This is a genomic window from Pseudomonas sp. 18058, from assembly GCF_902706155.1.
GTDB classification, from domain to species: domain Bacteria; phylum Pseudomonadota; class Gammaproteobacteria; order Pseudomonadales; family Pseudomonadaceae; genus Aquipseudomonas; species Aquipseudomonas rustica.
On record NZ_CACSJY010000002.1, the window covers coordinates 175,454 to 194,330 of the forward strand.

General features: G+C 59.9%; 17 protein-coding genes. 10 read left to right on the plus strand and 7 right to left on the minus strand.

What is annotated here, in order from left to right; all coding sequences use genetic code 11:
* Nucleotides 1-128: 128 nt before the first annotated feature.
* Together GVL50_RS01975 and GVL50_RS01980 are read left to right on the plus strand one after the other, a co-directional pair.
* Nucleotides 129-2,780, plus strand: coding sequence for a sensor histidine kinase KdpD (locus GVL50_RS01975; RefSeq protein ID WP_159811561.1), 2,652 nt, complete (start codon nucleotides 129-131; stop codon nucleotides 2,778-2,780).
* A 48-nt stretch (nucleotides 2,781-2,828) separates the two neighbouring features.
* Nucleotides 2,829-3,524 carry a response regulator gene (locus GVL50_RS01980; RefSeq protein ID WP_053122408.1) on the plus strand — a complete coding sequence of 232 codons (696 nt, stop codon included), beginning with the start codon at nucleotides 2,829-2,831 and terminating at the stop codon, nucleotides 3,522-3,524.
* A gap of 83 nt (nucleotides 3,525-3,607) precedes the next feature.
* Here the strand turns inward: GVL50_RS01980 and GVL50_RS01985 are convergent, their stop codons facing one another.
* Nucleotides 3,608-4,648: a patatin-like phospholipase family protein gene (locus GVL50_RS01985; RefSeq protein ID WP_159811562.1), complete on the minus strand. Its 1,041-nt coding sequence runs from the start codon at nucleotides 4,646-4,648 to the stop codon at nucleotides 3,608-3,610.
* Between the two features lie 217 nt (nucleotides 4,649-4,865).
* Here GVL50_RS01985 and GVL50_RS01990 point away from each other — a divergent pair, with 217 nt between their 5' ends.
* The 3 genes from GVL50_RS01990 (at nucleotide 4,866) to GVL50_RS02000 (ending at nucleotide 6,996) form a co-directional block, all read left to right on the plus strand.
* Nucleotides 4,866-5,144 carry a hypothetical protein gene (locus tag GVL50_RS01990; protein WP_053122404.1) on the plus strand — a complete coding sequence of 93 codons (279 nt, stop codon included), beginning with the start codon at nucleotides 4,866-4,868 and terminating at the stop codon, nucleotides 5,142-5,144.
* A 76-nt stretch (nucleotides 5,145-5,220) separates the two neighbouring features.
* On the plus strand, nucleotides 5,221-5,988 hold the full coding sequence (locus GVL50_RS01995) for a CHAD domain-containing protein (RefSeq protein WP_159811563.1): 768 nt from the start codon (nucleotides 5,221-5,223) through the stop codon (nucleotides 5,986-5,988).
* A 213-nt stretch (nucleotides 5,989-6,201) separates the two neighbouring features.
* On the plus strand, nucleotides 6,202-6,996 hold the full coding sequence (locus tag GVL50_RS02000; RefSeq protein ID WP_159811564.1) for an acyl-CoA thioesterase II: 795 nt from the start codon (nucleotides 6,202-6,204) through the stop codon (nucleotides 6,994-6,996).
* Nucleotide 6,997: 1 nt separating this feature from the next.
* Here GVL50_RS02000 and GVL50_RS02005 read toward each other — a convergent pair whose 3' ends face one another.
* The 3 genes from GVL50_RS02005 to GVL50_RS02015 all read right to left on the minus strand — a co-directional run bounded on the left by GVL50_RS02005 (nucleotide 6,998) and on the right by GVL50_RS02015 (nucleotide 10,016).
* Nucleotides 6,998-7,363, minus strand: a complete 366-nt coding sequence (locus GVL50_RS02005) for an Mpo1-like protein (RefSeq protein ID WP_053122382.1) — start codon at nucleotides 7,361-7,363, stop codon at nucleotides 6,998-7,000.
* 189 nt (nucleotides 7,364-7,552) lie between these two features.
* Nucleotides 7,553-9,034, minus strand: a complete 1,482-nt coding sequence (locus GVL50_RS02010; RefSeq protein ID WP_159811565.1) for a methyl-accepting chemotaxis protein — start codon at nucleotides 9,032-9,034, stop codon at nucleotides 7,553-7,555.
* Nucleotides 9,035-9,209: 175 nt separating this feature from the next.
* Nucleotides 9,210-10,016, minus strand: coding sequence for a TatD family hydrolase (locus GVL50_RS02015; RefSeq protein ID WP_159811566.1), 807 nt, complete (start codon nucleotides 10,014-10,016; stop codon nucleotides 9,210-9,212).
* Nucleotides 10,017-10,252: 236 nt separating this feature from the next.
* Between GVL50_RS02015 and GVL50_RS02020 the strand changes: the two genes are divergently transcribed.
* Entirely contained in the window at nucleotides 10,253-11,674 is a 1,422-nt protein-coding gene (locus GVL50_RS02020; protein WP_053122376.1) for a transglycosylase SLT domain-containing protein, read from the plus strand.
* Nucleotides 11,675-11,783: 109 nt separating this feature from the next.
* Nucleotides 11,784-12,218 (plus strand): DoxX family protein, encoded by a 435-nt coding sequence (locus GVL50_RS02025; protein ID WP_159811567.1) that lies wholly within the window; start codon nucleotides 11,784-11,786, stop codon nucleotides 12,216-12,218.
* 84 nt (nucleotides 12,219-12,302) lie between these two features.
* Here the strand turns inward: GVL50_RS02025 and htpX are convergent, their stop codons facing one another.
* A complete protein-coding gene (htpX, locus tag GVL50_RS02030; RefSeq protein WP_053122372.1) occupies nucleotides 12,303-13,190 on the minus strand; it encodes a protease HtpX in 888 nt (295 codons plus the stop codon).
* A gap of 305 nt (nucleotides 13,191-13,495) precedes the next feature.
* Nucleotides 13,496-14,707: a pyridoxal phosphate-dependent aminotransferase gene (locus GVL50_RS02035; protein WP_159811568.1), complete on the minus strand. Its 1,212-nt coding sequence runs from the start codon at nucleotides 14,705-14,707 to the stop codon at nucleotides 13,496-13,498.
* Nucleotides 14,708-14,933: 226 nt separating this feature from the next.
* On the opposite strand from GVL50_RS02035, the gene msrB reads away from it, so the two are divergent.
* From msrB to GVL50_RS02050, 3 genes are all read left to right on the plus strand, one after another.
* Nucleotides 14,934-15,329 carry a peptide-methionine (R)-S-oxide reductase MsrB gene (gene msrB, locus GVL50_RS02040; RefSeq protein ID WP_053122371.1) on the plus strand — a complete coding sequence of 132 codons (396 nt, stop codon included), beginning with the start codon at nucleotides 14,934-14,936 and terminating at the stop codon, nucleotides 15,327-15,329.
* Between the two features lie 185 nt (nucleotides 15,330-15,514).
* Nucleotides 15,515-16,000: a glutathione peroxidase gene (locus GVL50_RS02045; RefSeq protein ID WP_053122369.1), complete on the plus strand. Its 486-nt coding sequence runs from the start codon at nucleotides 15,515-15,517 to the stop codon at nucleotides 15,998-16,000.
* Complete coding sequence (locus GVL50_RS02050) at nucleotides 15,997-16,458, plus strand: MarR family winged helix-turn-helix transcriptional regulator (protein WP_053122367.1); 462 nt, start codon at nucleotides 15,997-15,999, stop codon at nucleotides 16,456-16,458. The genes GVL50_RS02045 and GVL50_RS02050 overlap by 4 nt, the downstream gene beginning before the upstream one ends.
* Here GVL50_RS02050 and GVL50_RS02055 read toward each other — a convergent pair.
* Entirely contained in the window at nucleotides 16,442-18,763 is a 2,322-nt protein-coding gene (locus tag GVL50_RS02055) for a response regulator (RefSeq protein ID WP_159811569.1), read from the minus strand. The two genes, GVL50_RS02050 and GVL50_RS02055, sit on opposite strands and share 17 nt — an antisense overlap.
* Nucleotides 18,764-18,877 lie beyond the last annotated feature (114 nt).

The following is an 18,877-nucleotide window of genomic DNA, read 5'->3' on the forward strand; positions in this document are numbered from 1 at the left end:
GTTCCCACGCTCTGCGTGGGGATGCATCAATGGACGCTCCGCGTCCGCTTTGGTGGGACGCAGAGCGTCCCGGGCTGCATTCCCACGCAGAGCGTGGGAACGATCATCAGGAAGAGAGAGCATCAAGCATGAGCGACTCCGGCCGCGCCGACGCACTGTTAGCAGACCTGCCCCGCGATGGCCGGGGCCGGCTCAAGGTTTTCCTCGGCGCCGCCCCCGGCGTCGGCAAAACCTACGCCATGCTTCAGGCCGCGCACACGCAACTCCGTCAGGGCGTAAAAGTCCTCGCCGGCGTCGTCGAAACCCATGGCCGCGCCGAAACCGAAGCGCTCCTTGGCGGCTTGCCGCAACAACCGCTGCTGCGCTCGGAATACCGTGGCGTGATGCTCGAAGAAATGGATCTCGACGGCATCCTCGCGGCCAAACCGAAACTGGTGCTGGTCGATGAACTGGCCCACAGCAACGCCCCCGGCAGTCGCCACGACAAACGCTGGCAAGACATTCAGGAATTGCTCGCCGCCGGCATCGACGTGTTCACCACGGTCAACGTCCAGCACCTTGAAAGTCTTAACGATCAGGTACGCGGCATCACCGGTGTGCAGGTGCGCGAAACCCTGCCGGACTGGGTGCTGCAAGAAGCTTACGAACTGCTGCTGATCGACCTGCCGCCGCGCGAATTGCTTGAGCGTCTGCGCGAAGGCAAGGTCTACGTGCCGGAGCAGGCGCGTGCGGCGATCGATGCGTTTTTCACCCAGACCAACCTCACTGCATTGCGCGAACTGGCGATGCAAACCGCCGCCGCGCAAGTCGATAACGATCTTGCGCAAGGTTATCGCCAACTCGGTCAGGCCGCGCCGGCGGTGCGTGGCAGATTGTTGGTCGGAGTCGATGGCGACGCGCAGGCCGAACGCCTTGTGCGCCACGCCAGCCGTGTCGCGCAGCGTCGGCATTTGCCGTGGAGTCTGGTGCACGTCGACAACGGCAGCGTGCGCGACGAGCAATCGCGGCTGCGCCTGCAAAGCGCTCAGCAACTGGCCGAACGCCTCGGCGGTGAAGTGGTTTTGTTGCGCGCCGGTGAGGTGGCGAAAACCCTGATCCAGCATGCCGCCGAACGTCGCGCGAGTCTGGTGCTGGTCGGTCAGTCGCGACCGCGTTTGCGTCGTCGACTGTTCGGTGGCGGTCTCGCAGCGCGTTTGCTGCGCCAGGCCCACGGTCTGGAAATCAACGTCCTCGACAGCGATCACCAACAGCATCAACCGCGTCAGCGCAACCCGCTGACGCTGGTGTGGTTCGACTATGCGCTGGCGCTGGTCGCCACGCTGTTGGCCAGTGCCTTGGCGTGGGCGGTGTCGAGTGTGTTGCCGTTGCCGAACATCTCGCTGGTGTTCCTCGCGGCGGTGTTGCTGGTGGCGGTGCGCAGCAGCCTCGGCCCGGCGTTGGCCTGTGCAGCGCTGTCGTTTCTTACTTACGATTTTCTGTTCATTCCGCCGAATTTTTCCTTCAGCATCCAGCGCGAAGAAGACGTGCTGACTCTGTTGTTTTTCCTCTTGATGGCGGCGCTCACCGGCAACCTTGCGGCGCGTCAGCGTCGACAATTGCAGGCGTTGCGCGACACCCAGGAAGAGACCACCGAGCTGCTCGATCTGTCGCGCAAACTCACTGCCGCAACCGATCGCCAGGCCGTGATCAGCGCCGCCGCGCAACACCTCAACGGCTGGAGCGATCTGCAACTGTGCCTGCTCAATCGCGACGGTCAGGGCGGCTGGAAAGTCGAGACTGGCGGGCCGCTGCAATTCACCGAAGCCGAACGCGCTGCCGCCGATTGGGCCTGGCAACACGATCAACCAGCGGGCATGGGCACTGGCACGTTGCCGTTCGGGCGTTGGTGGTGGTGGCCATTGTCGGTCGAGGACGGTCCGCTGGCGCTGCTCGGTGTTTGCGCTAAAGAAGGCCAGACCTTGAGCGGCCAGCGCCGACGTCTGCTGACCGCGTTGAGCCAGCCGCTGGCGCAGGCACTGGCCCGCGCGCAACTGGCCGACGATCTCGAAGCCGCACGCCTGCATGGCGAAACCGAGCAATTGCGCAGTGCGCTGCTGGCCTCGGTTTCGCACGATTTGCGCACACCGTTGACCGCCATGCGCGGTAGCATCGACAGCCTGTTGGCGCTCGGCGAAGCAATCCCGTTGGAGGATCGCCGCGAGCTGCTTGAAGGCACTCGTGATGAAGCCGAACGCCTTGACCGCTATATCCAGAATCTGCTCGACATGACCCGCCTCGGCCACGGCGCGTTGAAACTGGCGCGGGACTGGGTGTCGCCGGCGGATATCGTCGGCAGTTCGCTCAATCGCCTGCGCGCGGTGCTGGCGCCGTTGCAGGTCAGCACCGAGGTGCCGGCCGAGTTGCCGTTGCTGTTCGTGCATGCTGCGCTGATCGAGCAGGCGTTGGTCAACGTGATGGAAAACGCCGCACGGTTTTCGCCAAATCACGGTCGTCTGGAGTTACGCGCCGGCGCCGATGACAGCGAGATTTTCTTCTCGGTCAGTGACGAAGGCCCGGGGATTCCCGAAGACGAGCGCGCGAAGATTTTCGACATGTTCTACACCGCTGCACGCGGCGATCGCGGTGGGCAGGGCACCGGTCTCGGGCTGGCGATCTGTCAGGGCATGGTCGGTGCGCATGGCGGACGAATCACCGTCGCTGACGGCATCGAAGGGCGCGGCACCTGCATCACTCTGCACCTGCCGTTGCAGGCGCAACCGGGGATGGACAATGAAGCCTGATGCCGACTGCGCTACTCTCTTGCCCATCTTTTGTGTTGATGTGAATTCATGAGCCAGACCGCGACCATTTTGGTCATCGACGACGAACCGCAGATCCGCAAATTCCTGCGCATCAGCCTCGCCTCACAAGGCTACAAAGTGCTCGAGGCTGGCACCGGCGCCGAGGGCTTGGCGCAAGCGGCGCTGAATAAACCGGACTTGCTGGTGCTCGACCTCGGCCTGCCGGACATGGACGGCCAGCAAGTGCTCCGTGAGTTTCGCGAATGGGCCACGGCGCCGGTGCTTGTGTTGTCGGTGCGTGCCAGCGAAGGGCAGAAAGTCGAGGCACTGGATGGCGGCGCCAACGACTACGTGACCAAGCCGTTCGGCATTCAGGAATTTCTTGCGCGGGTGCGGGCGTTGTTGCGTCAGGCGCCGGCGGGGGAGGCGCAACAAGCGGCGTTGAGTTTTGGCCCGCTGACCGTGGATCTGGCCTATCGGCGGGTGCTGCTCGACGGCGTTGAAGTGGCGCTGACTCGCAAGGAATACGCGGTGCTGGCGCAACTGGCGCGGCATCCGGGAAGGGTGATCACACAGCAGCAATTGCTCAAGGATATCTGGGGGCCGACGCACACCGAGGACAGTCATTATTTGCGGATAGTGGTGGGGCATTTGCGGCAGAAACTGGCGGATGATCCGACAAGACCACGGTTTATTGTGACGGAGGCGGGGGTTGGGTATCGGCTTATGGAGTTTGTGGGATAGCTAAAAGATCGCAGCCTTCGGCAGCTCCTACATTGCAATGCGTCCTCCTGTAGGAGCTGCCGAAGGCTGCGATCTTTTGATCTTTACTGCTGTTGCTCACTCTCATACCGATCCATCGTATCCCGCGCAATCTCCCGCCCCAGCGCGATCAATTCCGGCGCTTTGTAAAACTCGAAAAACCGGCAAACCCGCTTCGGCACGTTGATCAAAATATCCGGTGGATACCCGGCAATCTTGTACTGCGCCAGCGATGTCTGCATGACCTCGAAACTCTGGTTGATCAGGTCCAGCAACGAGGCCGGTCCGACGTTATCGATAATGAAGGAGCCAGTGGCGGATTTCGGCGCGCCTTCACGCTCAGGCGCGGCGGCCGGTTGCTGATTGTCGGGGTCGGCGCCTTCCAGCCACGGATTGATATCCGCCGCTTCCGCACGCAACGCTTCCTGTTCCAGCTTCAACAACTGTTCTGCCTGGGTGCGGCGAAACGGCATCTTCGAGCCCAACGAACTGATCAGACTGTCGAAACGTGAGCGAAACGCCGGCGGACGCTGGATCACCGGCAGTTTGTAATGCCGCTGGTTGGTCGAGTTGAGATTGACCGCGATGATCAAATCACAGTGGCTGGACACCACCGGCACGATCGGCAGCGGGTTGAGAATGCCGCCATCGACCAGCATGCGATTGCCTTGCATCACGGGCGTGAACAGGCTGGGAATCGCCGCCGAAGCGCGCATGGCCTGGTGCAGACAGCCTTCCTGAAACCAGATTTCCTGTTGATTGGTGAGGTCGGCGGCGACGGCGGTGTAGGGGATGCGCAGGTCTTCGATATTGATCTCGCCGACGATTTTGCGGATCTGCCCGAAAACTTTTTCACCGCGAATTGCGCCGAGGCGGAAGCTGACATCGACCAGGCGCAGCACGTCGAGATAGTCGAGGCTTTCGATCCAGTTGCGGTATTCATCGAGTTTGCCGGCGGCGTAGATACCGCCAACCACCGCGCCCATCGAACAACCGGCAATGCAGGCGATTTCGTAACCGCGTTTTTCGATTTCTTCAATGACTCCGATATGGGCATAGCCCCGGGCGCCACCGGAGCCCAGTACCAGCGCGACACGCTTTTTCATCCAGCTTCCTCCCGACAAGTTTGCACAATGCACCCATCGGGCAACCGGCTCAATCGCCGAGGTCGCTCAACGGCGCAGTCGCGTCGTTTTTTCGATACTTCATGGCCGCGCGGGGCTATCCTTTTCGCCACCGCAGAATCACGGCCGCACAAGGCACTTTTTCGCCGCCGAACCGTCTTACCTGCACGACTGTTGACCTATTTTTGAGGTGTAAGTGATGAAAGCCTGGATCTGTGTGCCCTTGATCGCCCTGGCATTGGCCGGTTGCGCCGGCAAGACTGCGTACCGCGACAGTTGCGGCAGCCAGCTCGACACGGCGTGGCATGAGCTGGATCTGGCCAAGGCCGAAGGCTTTGCCGGCACCGTCAGTTATTCCAAAGCGCTGTCGTTGCTGACGGCGGCCAAAACCCAGCAGCAATTCGAAGGTTTCGAAGGTTGTGCGAGCAAGGCCGAGAAGGCGCGTTTCTACATTCGCGAATCCCGCGCCGGCCGTTAAGCGGCTGACCTGAAGCAAGGATGCTGCGCTGACGAAGCGCCAGACTCCTCCCCAAGACGTTCTGAAGGAGCAAGTGATGTCTGCGTTGGTTGATCGGTTGGTGGCTCATATCCTGAGCATTGAAGTGCGATTGCTCAGTTGCCAGGCGCGGCTGACGGCGCGTACTGATCCTGAAGCGCTGCACGATCTGCGCACTACGGTGCGCCGCTTGCGCAGTCTGTTGCGGCCATTGCGTGGCTTGCCCGGGGTTGAGCAACTGGAAGACGCAGCCTCGGCGGTCGGTCAATTGACCACGCCGTGGCGCGATCGCGAAGTGCTCGCGGCTTACTTGCTCGAACACGATCAACCCGAGGCGGCGCAACGGCGCATGGCGCAGATGGCGGAGGCGTATCCGGCACTGGCGGCGAGTGCCGAGGTGGCCTCGCTGCTGATGATTCTCGACGCTTTCCCACGGTTTATTCGTGCGTCTCAGCGTCAGGGCTTGCTCAAAGGTCTGGCTAAACGCATCGAAAAACGCCTCGGCAAACAATGGAAGAATCTCGATCAGGCGCTGCATGATCCGGCGCATGATCGCCATCGTCTGCGTCTGTTGATCAAGCGTGTGCGTTACGGCATCGAGGCGTATCCAGAACTGGATCGCCTGCCGGAAGCGGCGCTGCCACGCTTGAAGTCTGCGCAAGGGGCTCTGGGCGATTGGCACGATTGCTGGCAGTGGCTGGCGAAAGCCGAACTGGAAACCGATCTGCAACCGTGTGTCGCCACCTGGCAGGCAGGTTTGATCCAAGCCGAGGCCAAGGCCGATCGTGTGCTCGAAAAACTCAGCAGCACCTGCTTCAAATCCTGAACACCCACATCCCTTGTAGGAGCAGAGCTTGCTCGCGAAAGCGGTGTATCAGTCGATGAAGATGTCGCCTGATAGTCCGTCTTCGCGAGCAAGCTCTGCTCCTACAGGGGCGGAGGTGTCTGATCTGTCAGCGCATTTGACCGGAATAGACGCTGCGGTGCTCTCCGGCTGTGGTTAAGATCCCTGCATTCATTTTCGTTTTCTGAGGTTGCCATGCGCTTTTGTGATCTGCTCGATGCGGTGCGCCGCCAGCCGGAACTGTCGATCCCCGCCGAATGGGCTCAGGGCCGCGCCAGTTTTGGTGGCCTCGTCGCCGCGCTGCAATACGAAGCCATGCGCGCCAAGGTGCCGGCGGATCGCCCGGTGCGTTCGCTGGCGATCACCTTCGTCGGCCCGGTCGAGCCGGAAGTCCCGGTGAGTTTTGAAGTGGATGTGCTGCGTGAAGGCAAAGCCGTCAGCCAGGTGCTGGGCCGGGCGATGCAGAACGGTCAGGTGGTCACGCTGGTGCAAGGCAGTTTTGGCGCCTCGCGTCCTTCGCAAGTGGCGATTGCCGCTGAGCCTGCGCCGGACATGAAGCACTGGGACGAATGTCAGGAACTGCCGTACATAAAAGGTGTGTTGCCGGAATTCATGCGCCACCTGGCGATGCGCTGGACGATTGGCGGTTTGCCGTTTACCGGTAATTCTTCGCGGGACATGGGCGGTTGGGTGCGTTTACGAGGTGACGTAAAAGAAGAGCCAGTGACCGAGGCGCACATTCTTGCGCTGGTGGATGCGTGGCCGCCGTCGCTGCTGCCGCATCTGAAGAAACCGGCCATGGGCAGCACGCTGACCTGGACCATCGAATTCGTCCAGCCGTTACGTGAATTGAGCACGCTGGACTGGTGCAAGTACCGCGTGGAAACCGAGTACGCCGCCGACGGCTACGGGCATGCCGCCGCCAAGCTGTGGAGCGCGGAGGGCGAGTTGATTGCCATGAGTCGGCAGACCGTCACGATCTTCGCCTGACTCAATGCCGACGGTGACGCTCCCGCCAGGCGCGCCACCAGCCGCCGCTGAGAAAGAACCGTGGAAAAGTCAGAAACTGCTCGACCAGCAAACGTGAAATCGCGTCTTTGCGATCACTGAATGGCTCGGAGGCTTGCGCCTCCAAGCGGTGACCGTGGCGCTGCAAGCCCAGCGCCGCGACGATGCCAATCACACCGATGGCGACACTGGCCAGACTCAGGCTGAACACGCCAGAGACGATCAACAAAAACGCCACGATGAACAGCGGCACGGCAATCAGGTGCAACACCAGATTGGTCGGGTGCTGATGATTGCCCGGGTACGCGCGCCATTGCCACGCGGGAAGGTTGGGGTGACGTTTGCCCATGATGTGGCTACTCCTCGATCCATGTTGATTGTATGGATGAAGAATAGGCCGGGGCGGCGAGGGCGGCGAATCGAGGTTGGCTATTGGCTTCATAGGCATGATGGACAAAAAAGATCGCAGCCTTCGGCAGCTCCTACATTGAAAGGTGTACACCTGTAGGAGCTGCCGAAGGCTGCGATCTTTTGATCCTCAGAGTTTCAACTGCCCAATCGCCTTGCTCAATTCCCCAGCCAACATCGCCAACTCATTACTGGTCGTCGCCGAATCCACCGTCTGCTGCACGGTGTTCTCGGTCACATCGCGAATGCTCACCACCGCCCGATTCATCTCCTCGGCAACCTGACTCTGCTGCTCAGCAGCCACGGCAATCTGCGTATTGCTCTCGCGCATCTGCGCCACCGCGCCGGTGATCTCGGCCAGCGCCGCGCCAGCTTCCTGCGCCTGCTGCACACAGTCGTCGGCCTTGTACGAACTCTCCTGCATGAAATCCACCGCATCGCGCGTGCCGGCCTGCAGCGCCGAAACCATCGTGGTGATCTCATCAGTCGAAGCCTGCACACGTTTCGCGAGGTGGCGCACTTCATCGGCGACCACCGCAAAACCACGGCCCATTTCCCCCGCACGCGCGGCCTCGATGGCAGCATTGAGAGCAAGCAGATTAGTCTGTTCGGCGATGCTGTGAATCACGCTGACCACACCGTTGATCTTCTGACTGTCCTCAGCCAAGCGTTGAATCATCTCGGCAGTCTGCTGCACGCCGCTGGACAGACCGGCGATCGAATGCTGCACCCGCGCCACCACTTGCTGACCACTGCCGGCCAGACCGTCAGCGGTCTGCGACAAATCGCGGGTGGCGCCCGCGTGCTGGGCGATGTGATAGACCGTGGCGGTCATTTCATTGATCGCCGTGGCCGCTTGATCGGTTTCACTCTGCTGCCCGAGCATGCCGTGACGCACTTCGTCCATGCTCGCCGCCAGCCGCGCCGCGCCGACATCCAATTGCCTCGCGGTGTTGGCGACAGTGGTGACCACACGCTGATAACCCGCCTGCATTGCGTTGAACGCACTGGCCATCTGCCCGACTTCATCTGTGCAGGCCAATGGCACGCGGGCCGAGAGGTCGCCGCTTTTCTCGACGTGCAGCATCACGTCTTTCAGGGTGTTGAGCTGGCTGAGCAGGAAGCGGATCAACAGTTGTGAGGCGCCGAGCATGGCCAGCATCAGGATCAATACGGCCACGGCGAAGTTGGCAAAACGCTCATCGAATACCTGCGCCAGGCTCGGGCCATGAGCGATCACGGCGACGCGTTGACCGTCGGCACGGCTGAACACCTCGGCGCCCATCAACGGGTTTTTGCCGAACAATGGCATCGGGTTGATCTCGATCCAGCCGTTGCTGTCGGCGATTTCCAATAACGGTTGATCGTTGAGGCGCGGCGCTTCACCGCGTTTGAAGGTCAGTACTTGATCGGCTTTGGGCAGCGCTTGCCCGACCGGCCAGGCCTTGAGCAACTGCGCCTGAGCCTGCGCGGAGGCCTTTGACGCATGACTGCGCGCCTGTTGTTCGAGGTGTACGGCGTACAACACCAACAACAAAGTGGTGACGAAGGCGACCGCGTTGACCCCCCAGAATTTGTATTTCAGCGAGATATTGCTAAGCCAGGCACCCATGGAGGTCTTCTCTGATAGCGGAAACAGCATTGGCAAAGTGCCAGTATTGTGCCGCTACTGAGGAATCTGGATTTGATGTGGGTCAAAAGATTAAAAGATCGCAGCCTGCGGCAGCTCCTACATTGGGGAGGTGTACACCCTGTAGGAGCTGCCGAAGGCTGCGATCTTTTGCGGCTTACACCAACGTTGGGAGATTGAAGAACGCGCGGGCGCACGCGGTGGTGTGCGCAGCCAGGTCTTCCTCGGTTTCCCCGCGATGCAGAGCAACCTCGCGCAACACCTCCGTCAGATACGCCGGCTCATTACGCCCGTTCTTCGGTTTCGGTCGCAACGTACGCGGCAACAAATAAGGCGCATCGCTTTCCAGCATCAGCCGTCCGCGTTTGATTTCTTTTACCAGCGGATGCAGATGCGTGCCCCGACGCTCGTCGCAGATCCAGCCGGTAATGCCGATGTGCAGATCCATGTCGAGATAACTGAACAGCGCTTTTTGCTCACCGGTAAAGCAATGCACCACCGCAGCAGGCAACTGATCGCGGAAGCCTTTCAGTATCTCCAGTAGTCGCTGACTGGCATCGCGCTCGTGCAAAAACACCGGCAACTGCAGCTCAACGGCCAGCGCCAGATGCTCTTCAAGGACTTTCTCTTGCTGCGGACGCGGGGAAAAATCGCGATTGAAATCCAGCCCGCATTCACCCACCGCGACCACGTTCGATTCCTTCAGCAAACTGCGCAAACGCCCCGCGCTGTCAGCGCTCCAGTCACTGGCCGAATGCGGGTGAATGCCGGCGGTGGCGAACAGCCGTTGACCGTTCTCATCCAGTTGCTGACACAGTTCCAGCGCCTGTTCGCTACCCTCGACGCTGGTGCCGGTCAGCACCAGTTGGCAGACCCCGGCGGCGTAGGCGCGGTCGAGTACGGCCTGGTGTTTGTCGGCGAAACTTGGGTTGGTCAGGTTGACGCCGATATCGATGAGTTGCATGGTTGCTACCTCGGGCCGAAGGCCGGAAAGCATACCAGAGCTGTAGATTCATAAGAAAAGCCAAGAACTACAACGAGTTAAAGCTGTCTTTTGATGCCGCGAGACCCGTCTGATTGGCAGCAATGCCAACGCTGTGCCAGTCTCTCGCACCTTGCCAGCGCTCCAGGCGCTCTGTTTTCGTCGGTGATTTCGACCGTTCAGCGGTGAAATTGCCCCGTATTCTTTCCGGAGAGTGGATGGTTCGTCCCTCGGTTTTGTTGCTGTTGTGTGGATCGCTGCTGCTGCCGATGACGGCGGTTGCGCGCCTGCCCGGGCCGCTGCAAGCCGTGCCGGCCGCCAAGGTGCGCGATCTCTCGGAGATCCGCAGCAGTCGCGTGTTGCGGGTGCTGGTCAATCAGAGCCGCAACAGCTCCGGCGAAGTCCAGGGGCAGGCCATCGGCGTCGAATACCATCGCCTGCGCGCCTTCGAGCAATACCTCAACGGTCACGCCCGTGACGGTCAGGAAATCACCCTCAAGATCATTCCCAAATCCAAGGATCAATTGCTCGGCGCCTTACAGCGTGGCGAAGGTGATTTGGTGGCGCCGGGAGAATTGCTCGACCTGCAACCGGGTCACGCGGTCGCCAGCAGTGAACCGATCGCCAGCAACGTCCCGCTGATCCTGGTCGGCATCAAGGGCGAGCGACGCTACACCAAGGTTGAACAGCTCTCCGGCAAAACCCTCGCCTTGCCGACCGGCAGCGCAGCGGGGGAGGCCGTCAGCCAGCTGAATCAGAAACTGGCGCTGCACAAACTGGCGCCGATCAAGATCGAATGGGTCGACCCGACACTGGCGGTCGAAGATGTGCTGGAAATGGTGCAGGGCGGGATTTTCCACCTGACCATCGTCGAGCAACCCATCGCCGAGCGTTGGGGCAAGATCCTGCCGAAATTGCGTTTTGATCGGCAGTTGATGATCAGCGAGCCAGGCGAAGAGTACTGGTTCGTCCGCCGCGACGCCTCGATGCTGCGGGCGAGCATTGATCGCTTCCTGACCGGCTACAAAAAGCCGTCCAACGAAGATGCGGCGTTTCTGCGCATCTACCGTCGCCTCTATCAAGTTCACTATCCGTTGGCGAAGGCTGACCGCCAGCGTCTGGAAAAACTGCGCCCGACCCTGCAAAAACACGCTGACGCGCAAAAAATGGATTGGCTGAACCTGGCGGCGCTGGCGTTCAAGGAGTCCGCGCTGCAACCCAATGCGCGCAGCGGCAGTGGCCCAACCGGGCTGATGCAGATCACCCCGTCCGCGGCGCAACGCGTAGGTGTCGACAACATCCAGAATCTCGATGCGAACGTGCAGGCCGGGGCCAAATACCTCGCGATGATCCGGCGCAAGTTCTTCAACAGTCCCAAGCTCAACGAGCGCGAGCGCATGGCCTTCACGCTCGCGGCTTACAACATCGGCCCGGAGCGGGTGCAAGGCATGCGCGCCGAAGCGCGGCGGCGTGGCTTGAACCCCAATCAGTGGTTCTTCCAGGTCGAGCGCATTGCCATGGAGCAGGTGGGAATGGGGCCGGTCAGCTATGTTAATAGCGTGAACAAGTATTACTTGGCGTTCGACCGGGAGCGGGAGTCGTTGGAGCCCGGAGGACAAAAAGTAGCCTCACGGAAATGATCTAATAATTTGATTGTTATGGCGGAATAATTGCGCTTTTATCATGAAATTAACTGATTAATATAGCGGCCAACCAACACACACTTCTCGCAAAACAAGGAACGCTTTCATGAGCTCAATGATCAACAAAGTTCTGTTCACCAGCGCCGGTTACGGTCTGACCATCCTGCGCATCGCTGTCGGTGTGATCTTCGCGGCTCACGGTTCGCAAAAGCTGTTTGGACTGTTCGGTGGTTATGGCTTGTCCGGCACCGCGCAATACATGGACAGCATCGGTCTGCACCCGGGCTACCTGATGGCGACACTGGCGGGCGGTACCGAGTTCTTCGCCGGTCTGGCGTTGATCATTGGTTTGCTGGTTCGTCCGGCGGCGCTGGGTTTGACCTTCCTGTCGCTGGTGGCGATCTTCACCGTACACATCAGCAACGGTTTGTTCATGGCCAACAACGGTTACGAATTTGCCCTGGCCCTGCTCGGTGGCAGCCTCGCAGTACTGATCGAAGGCGCCGGCAAACTCTCGGTGGATCGCGCCATCGCTGGCTGATCGCAAAACCCGGACAAAAAAAGGCCCGTATCGTGAGATACGGGCCTTTTTGTTTGTTACTGCGACTGGCTTGCTGCGCCGGGTTTAACCGCGACGGCGCAGGGCGTCGATACGCTCTTCCAGCGGCGGGTGGCTCATGAACATGCGCGCGAAGCCCTGCTTGATGCCACCGTTGATGCCGAAGGCATTCAGGGTGTCCGGCATATGCACTGGCAGGCCCTGTTCGGCGCGCAGACGCTGCAGGGCACCGATCATTGCGCTGGTACCGGCCAGACGTGCACCGGCTTCGTCAGCACGGAATTCGCGTTTACGCGAGAACCACATGACGATCGAGCTGGCCAGAATGCCCAGCACCAGTTCGGCGAAGATGGTCGCCACGTAGTAGGCGATGCCTTGGCCTTCTTCGTTTTTAAAGATCACTTTGTCGACGAAGTTACCGATGATCCGTGCAAAGAACATCACGAAGGTGTTCACCACGCCCTGGATCAGCGCCAGCGTGACCATGTCACCGTTGGCCACGTGGCCGATTTCGTGAGCCAGCACGGCTTTTACTTCGTCGGGCGAAAAACGCTCGAGCAGGCCCTGACTGACCGCGACCAGCGCGTCGTTCTTGTTCCAGCCGGTGGCGAAGGCGTTCGCCTCGTAGGCCGGGAAAATACCGACTTCGGGCATCTTGATCCCGGCTTCGCGGGACAATTGCTCGACGGTTTGCAGCAGCCATTGCTCATGCCGGGTGCGTGGCTGGCTGATGATCTGGGTGCTGGTGCTCATCTTCGCCATCCACTTGGAGATGAACAGCGAGAACAGCGAACCGGCAAAACCAAAGACCGCACAGAAAACCAGCAGCTGACTAAGGTTGAGATCAACCCCGTTGGCCGCCATGAACCCGTTGAAGCCGAACAGGCTCAGGGTGATGCTGGCTATCAGCACGACCGCCAGGTTAGTGGCCAAAAACAGCAGGATGCGCATCATGGTTGTAGAAATCTCCTCAAGCTAAAGATGTAGCGTACTGCGGGGTATATAAGGTGCTGCAGCGGGCTATTCAACTGAGTGACTATTTCAAACTGTGTCCTACAGTGAATTCTTCGGTGCAAGGTTCATTTCCCACAACGTAAACCGACAGGGATGACAAACAGCCGCGACCCGTCGCGACTACGTCAGACGCACGTGATCGGTACGAGTCGCAAGTGTAGAAGGCGTACGCAAAGGGTGGGGCGCAGAAGTGTTGCCGAATCAGACAGTGCGCAACGTTCGGGGCGTTGCGCACTGCTGGCCTATTACTGGCGGTAGGACTTGAGGAAGTTGCCGATGCGGCCGATGGCCATTTCCAGATCATCGACGCGCGGCAGGGTGACCACACGGAAGTGATCCGGCCACGGCCAGTTGAACGCCGTGCCTTGCACCACCAGCAGCTTCTCGGAGAGCAGCAGATCGAGAACGAATTTTTCGTCGTTATGGATCGGGCAGACTTTCGGATCGATTTTCGGGAACGCGTACAGCGCGCCCATCGGCTTGACGCAACTCACGCCCGGAATGTCGTTGAGCAATTCCCACGTACGGTTGCGTTGTTCCAGCAGACGCCCTTGCGGCAGCACCAGATCGTTGATGCTCTGATAGCCGCCCAGCGCGGTCTGGATGGCGTGCTGGCTCGGCACGTTGGCGCACAGGCGCATGTTGGCCAGCATGTCGATGCCTTCGATGTAGCTCTGCGCGTTGTGTTTCGGCCCGGAGATGGCGATCCAGCCCGAGCGGAACCCGGCCACGCGGTAGGACTTCGACAGACCGTTGAAGGTCAGGCACAGCAGATCCGGGGCCAGCGAAGCGGTGCAGATGTGCACCGCTTCGTCATACAGAATCTTGTCGTAGATTTCGTCGGAGAACACCACCAGGTTGTGCGCGCGGGCGATTTCCAGCATGCCCAGCAACACTTCCTTGGAATACACCGCGCCGGTCGGGTTATTCGGGTTGATGATCACCATCGCTTTGGTGTTCGGGGTAATCTTGGCCTTGATGTCGGCCAGATCCGGGAACCAGTCGGCGCCTTCGTCGCACAGGTAATGCACGGCGTTACCACCCGCCAGGCTCACGGCCGCGGTCCACAGCGGATAGTCCGGGGCCGGCACCAGCACTTCGTCGCCGTTGTTGAGCAGCGCCTGCAGCGACATCACGATCAGCTCGGACACGCCGTTGCCCAGGTAGATGTCTTCGATGCCGACACCTTCAACCTGCTTCTGCTGGTAGTACTGCATCACCGCTTTGCGCGCGCTGAACAGGCCTTTGGAGTCGCTGTAGCCTTGCGCGGTCGGCAGGTTGCGGATCACATCCTGAAGAATTTCGTCCGGCGCCTCGAAACCAAACGGTGCCGGGTTGCCGATATTCAGCTTGAGGATGCGCTGGCCTTCCTCTTCCAGACGTTTGGCGTGCTTGAGCACCGGGCCGCGAATGTCGTAGCAGACGTTGGCGAGCTTGTTCGATTTGCTGAACTGCATGGCGATGTGATCCCGAAAATGAACGATCCAGACGCTGTATGAACTACCGTACTGGGATTCCTGCATTTGCATGCCAACCGGGTGCCGGAACGTGACGCTGCAAAAAATCCGTTTGAGTGCATGTAACGCGGCTGCCAGACTGGCATCAAATGAGGCGCAATCATACGTGCCGCTCGATCCGTGGAAAAGGTACAGATCGGGCTTTTTCAGCCGCTGAGGTGTGATGATGGAAAAGTTGGAAAAAACCCTGGAAGAATGGCGTGAGATGCTCGACCCCGAGCAGTACAACGTTTGCCGTCTCAGTGCGACCGAACGACCGTTCTCCGGCAAGTACAATGCGACCAAAACCGACGGTGTTTATCATTGCGTGTGCTGCAATGAGCCACTGTTCGATTCCAAGACCAAATTCGACTCCGGCTGCGGCTGGCCGAGCTTCTACGCGCCCATCGGCGAAAGCGCGATGACCGAAATCCGTGACACCACTCACGGCATGATTCGCACGGAAGTGAAATGCGCTCGCTGCGACGCGCACCTGGGCCACGTGTTCCCGGACGGCCCGCCGCCGACCGGTCTGCGTTATTGCATCAATTCGGTGTGCCTGAACCTCGAACCACGCGAGTAACTTCACGATAAAACCCCTGTAGGAGCTGCCGAAGGCTGCGATCTTTTGATCTTACTTTAAAAAACAACGTCAAAAGATCGCAGCCTTCGGCAGCTCCTACAGGGGTGTAATCCGATAAATTAAATTGCACACAATTTAATTGCTCGCTATGTTTGCCCTTTGCCACTTCCTGCGGAGCCCGACCCATGAGCGACAACCTGCTGAATATCCCGTGCACCACCATCAAGGGTGAGCAAAAGACCCTGGCCGACTACGCCGGTAAAGCGGTGCTGGTGGTCAACACGGCGAGCAAGTGCGGTTTCACCCCGCAATACAAAGGCCTCGAAGAACTGTGGCAGACCTACAAGGATCAGGGCCTGGTGGTGCTGGGCTTTCCGTGCAATCAGTTCGGCAAGCAGGAACCGGGCAATGAAGGCGCGATCAGTGAGTTCTGCGAGCTGAATTTCGGCGTGAGTTTCCCGCTGTTCAAGAAGATCGATGTCAACGGTGCCGATGCGCACCCGCTGTTCGTGCAGTTGAAAAAACGCGCACCGGGCCTGCTGGGTTCGCAGGGCATCAAGTGGAATTTCACCAAGTTCCTGATCGGCAAGGATGGTCAACTGGTCAAGCGTTTCGCCCCGACCACCAAACCACAGGATCTGAACGGCGAGATCGAAGCGCTGCTGAAATGAACAGCCTGTCCGTCGATTCGATGCAGCTCGACAACCAGTTGTGTTTCAAGCTGTACGCCGCATCCCGCGCAGTGATTCGCGCCTACAAGCCGATGCTCGATCAACTCGGCCTGACCTATCCGCAATATCTGGTGATGCTGGTGTTGTGGGAGTGGCAGGAAAGCGCCCCGGAGCAACCGACGGTGAAAGCGCTGGGCGAACGTCTGGCACTGGATTCCGGGACGCTGACGCCGTTGCTCAAGCGTCTGGAGCAAATGCAATGGGTGCAGCGCCAGCGTTCGGCCCGCGATGAGCGTGAGGTGCATTTGAGCCTGACCGCCGCCGGGCAAGCATTGCGCGAGCAGGTCGGGCCGCTCAAAGCAAAATTGTTGTGCGACAGCGGCGTGGATCTCGACCGGCTCAACGAATTGCGCAACGGCCTCGATCACTTGCTCGGGCAGATCAAGGCTTTGGCGTAACCGGCACCCATTGATCAAGCAGCGCTGCCAGTTCTTCGCGGCGAAACGGTTTGGCCAGATAGTCGCTCATGCCCGCCGCGCGGCAGCGTTCTCGCTCTTCGGACATGGCGTTGGCGGTCAGGGCGACGATCGGCAATTGCGGCCAGCGCCCGCTCTGGCGAATCTGCCGACTCGCTTCGTAGCCGTCCATCACCGGCATGTTGCAGTCCATCAGCACCATGTCGAAATCATGGAATTCCAGTTGATCCAACGCCTCGGCACCGTGAGCCGCGACCACCACTTCGCAACCAAGCTTGCCGAGCATGCCTTTGGCCACTAGTTGATTGACCGGGTTGTCCTCGACCAACAGAACCCGAGCGCGTCGAAGCGAGGGTGCAGCCTCAAGAGGTGTGTCACCGACGTCGGTGATGTCCGCTTGCAAGGTTCTGCGCAGATTCTGATACAGCGCGTTGCGAGCCAGCGGTCGCGCCTGCTGCTGCAGTGGGGCCAGCGCCGCGGCTTCTTCGCTGGGCAGAAAGCTGCCATAAGCGGTGACCAGTAAAATCGGCGCCTTGATTGTAGGGCGCAAGCCGAACAGGCATTCCGGGCAATCGGTGATCAATACGTCAGGCGTGCGGCCCAGCAATGAATCATCAATCGTGCACTGGTCGTATTCGATACCCCAGCCCGGCAGCAAACTTTTCAGCAGTTCCGCCAGGCCACTGCTGCCAGCGGTGATGGCGAGGACTTTGCCGTGCAGCGGTGCCGGAGCGATCGCGCGGGTATGGCTGGGCAACGGCAATTCGGCACAGAACTGGCTGCCGAAACCGGCCTCCGAACTGATCGTCAGACGGCCCTGCATGGCTTCGCACAGGTTGTAGGTCAATGCCAGACCCAGCCCGGTGCCGCCATATTGCCGAGTGATGCCAGCGCCAGCCTGAGTAAACGGCTGGAAGATTTTCACCTGCGCTTCCTGCGCGATGCCGATCCCGGTGTCACAGACTTCGATGCGCACGCCATCCTTATAGGCCGACAAGCGCACATCGACGCGACCGAAACGGGTGAACTTCAGCGCGTTCGACAGCAGGTTGCTGACAATCTGCCGAACCCGGGTCGGGTCGCCGAGTACCAGCGCGGGGAAGTGCGGATCAATCAGGCAGGTCAGCTCGACGCTCGGCGCAGCATTCTGTGAGAGCAGATTGGCAGTGTCCTCGACCAGCGCACCGAGGTCGAACGGAATGTGTTCGAGCTCCAGTTGCCCGGCATCGAATTTCGACAGATCGAGAATATCGTTGAGCAATTCCACCAGCACTTTGCCCGAGTCGTGGGCGATCGCCAGTTGTTGTTGCTGTTCGGCGTTCAGCGGGCCGTCCAGCGATAGCGCGATCATCCCCAGCAAGCCGTTGAGCGGCGTGCGGATTTCATGGCTCATATTGGCGAGAAACGCCGAGCGTGCCTCGGCCATGTCCAACGCGGTGCTGCGGGCGACTTCGAGCTCCTGATTGGATTGGCTGAGCCGCGTGTTGATCGCCTTGAGTTCAGCGGTGCGCGAGGAAACGATGGTTTCCAGTTGGCTGAGGTAATCGGTCAGGCGGTTTTCCGCGTTGCGGCGCTGCTGAATTTCCGTGGCGATGTTTTCGAATTGCTGATTGGCGACTTTGACCAGTACACCAATTTCGTCATTGGCATGCCCGGCGGGGCATTCCAGAGTTGTCGGTTCTGCGCTGCGCGGATCGCGACTGCTGAGTTCGCGAATCACCCGCACCAGTGGCTTGGTCAGCATCACGTAGAACAACGCCAGCAGAATGCCGGTAAGAATCAGGCTGCGGGCGAAACCGTTGAGCAAGGTGATTTCCGCCCGGCGCAGAAAGCGGCTGCCGAACGCGTAAGTGTCGACTTCAAGGCTTAGCACCCCCAGCGATTCGGTGGGCAGGTGGTCGAGGTAGAGGCGGTCTTCGAACTGGCGTTTGGCGCCGAACAGGGCATCGCTGATCATCCGGTAGCCGCTTTGCAGTTCGGGACGTTTGACGCTGGCCAGCACCGTATCGTTGTTATCGGTCAGTTGTGCGGAAATGATGGCCGGCGAACGCAGCAGGCCGAGGGTGAGTTCCTGGGCCAGTTCGGCGTCGATGTTGTAAGCGATGCGAGACGCCGGATTGTGGCTGATTTCCAGCAAAGACAGGATTTCACGGTTGATGGAAGCGTCTTCACTGGCATAATCGATGCCGATTTGCAGCAGGCTGAGCAGCGTGCCCAGAATGAACCCGACCAGCACAGTAAGCTTGGCTTGCTTGTACGACAGCCGTTGGGTGAATTTGATATCCATGGGGTGTTGAACCACTTCCGTTTCCCTTCGCTGCTCAAGCATAGTCGATCATGTATGGATACCGAGGTTCCCGAATCGCCTTGTAACAAGGCAGGGTGCGGGACTTTAAGTCTG

Excerpts from the sequence above, each read along its gene's own strand:
- GVL50_RS02005 (WP_053122382.1), bottom strand. The coding sequence starts at position 7,363 with ATGGGCAAACGTCACCCCAACCTTCCCGCGTGGCAATGGCGCGCGTAC.
- GVL50_RS01980 (WP_053122408.1), top strand. The coding sequence starts at position 2,829 with ATGAGCCAGACCGCGACCATTTTGGTCATCGACGACGAACCGCAGATC.
- htpX (WP_053122372.1), bottom strand. The coding sequence starts at position 13,190 with ATGATGCGCATCCTGCTGTTTTTGGCCACTAACCTGGCGGTCGTGCTG.
- GVL50_RS02010 (WP_159811565.1), bottom strand. The coding sequence starts at position 9,034 with ATGGGTGCCTGGCTTAGCAATATCTCGCTGAAATACAAATTCTGGGGG.
- GVL50_RS02025 (WP_159811567.1), top strand. The coding sequence starts at position 11,784 with ATGAGCTCAATGATCAACAAAGTTCTGTTCACCAGCGCCGGTTACGGT.
- GVL50_RS02020 (WP_053122376.1), top strand. The coding sequence starts at position 10,253 with ATGGTTCGTCCCTCGGTTTTGTTGCTGTTGTGTGGATCGCTGCTGCTG.
- GVL50_RS02000 (WP_159811564.1), top strand. The coding sequence starts at position 6,202 with ATGCGCTTTTGTGATCTGCTCGATGCGGTGCGCCGCCAGCCGGAACTG.
- GVL50_RS02035 (WP_159811568.1), bottom strand. The coding sequence starts at position 14,707 with ATGCAGTTCAGCAAATCGAACAAGCTCGCCAACGTCTGCTACGACATT.
- GVL50_RS01995 (WP_159811563.1), top strand. The coding sequence starts at position 5,221 with ATGTCTGCGTTGGTTGATCGGTTGGTGGCTCATATCCTGAGCATTGAA.
- GVL50_RS02050 (WP_053122367.1), top strand. The coding sequence starts at position 15,997 with ATGAACAGCCTGTCCGTCGATTCGATGCAGCTCGACAACCAGTTGTGT.
- GVL50_RS02055 (WP_159811569.1), bottom strand. The coding sequence starts at position 18,763 with ATGGATATCAAATTCACCCAACGGCTGTCGTACAAGCAAGCCAAGCTT.
- GVL50_RS01975 (WP_159811561.1), top strand. The coding sequence starts at position 129 with ATGAGCGACTCCGGCCGCGCCGACGCACTGTTAGCAGACCTGCCCCGC.
- GVL50_RS02045 (WP_053122369.1), top strand. The coding sequence starts at position 15,515 with ATGAGCGACAACCTGCTGAATATCCCGTGCACCACCATCAAGGGTGAG.
- GVL50_RS01990 (WP_053122404.1), top strand. The coding sequence starts at position 4,866 with ATGAAAGCCTGGATCTGTGTGCCCTTGATCGCCCTGGCATTGGCCGGT.
- GVL50_RS01985 (WP_159811562.1), bottom strand. The coding sequence starts at position 4,648 with ATGAAAAAGCGTGTCGCGCTGGTACTGGGCTCCGGTGGCGCCCGGGGC.
- msrB (WP_053122371.1), top strand. The coding sequence starts at position 14,934 with ATGGAAAAGTTGGAAAAAACCCTGGAAGAATGGCGTGAGATGCTCGAC.
- GVL50_RS02015 (WP_159811566.1), bottom strand. The coding sequence starts at position 10,016 with ATGCAACTCATCGATATCGGCGTCAACCTGACCAACCCAAGTTTCGCC.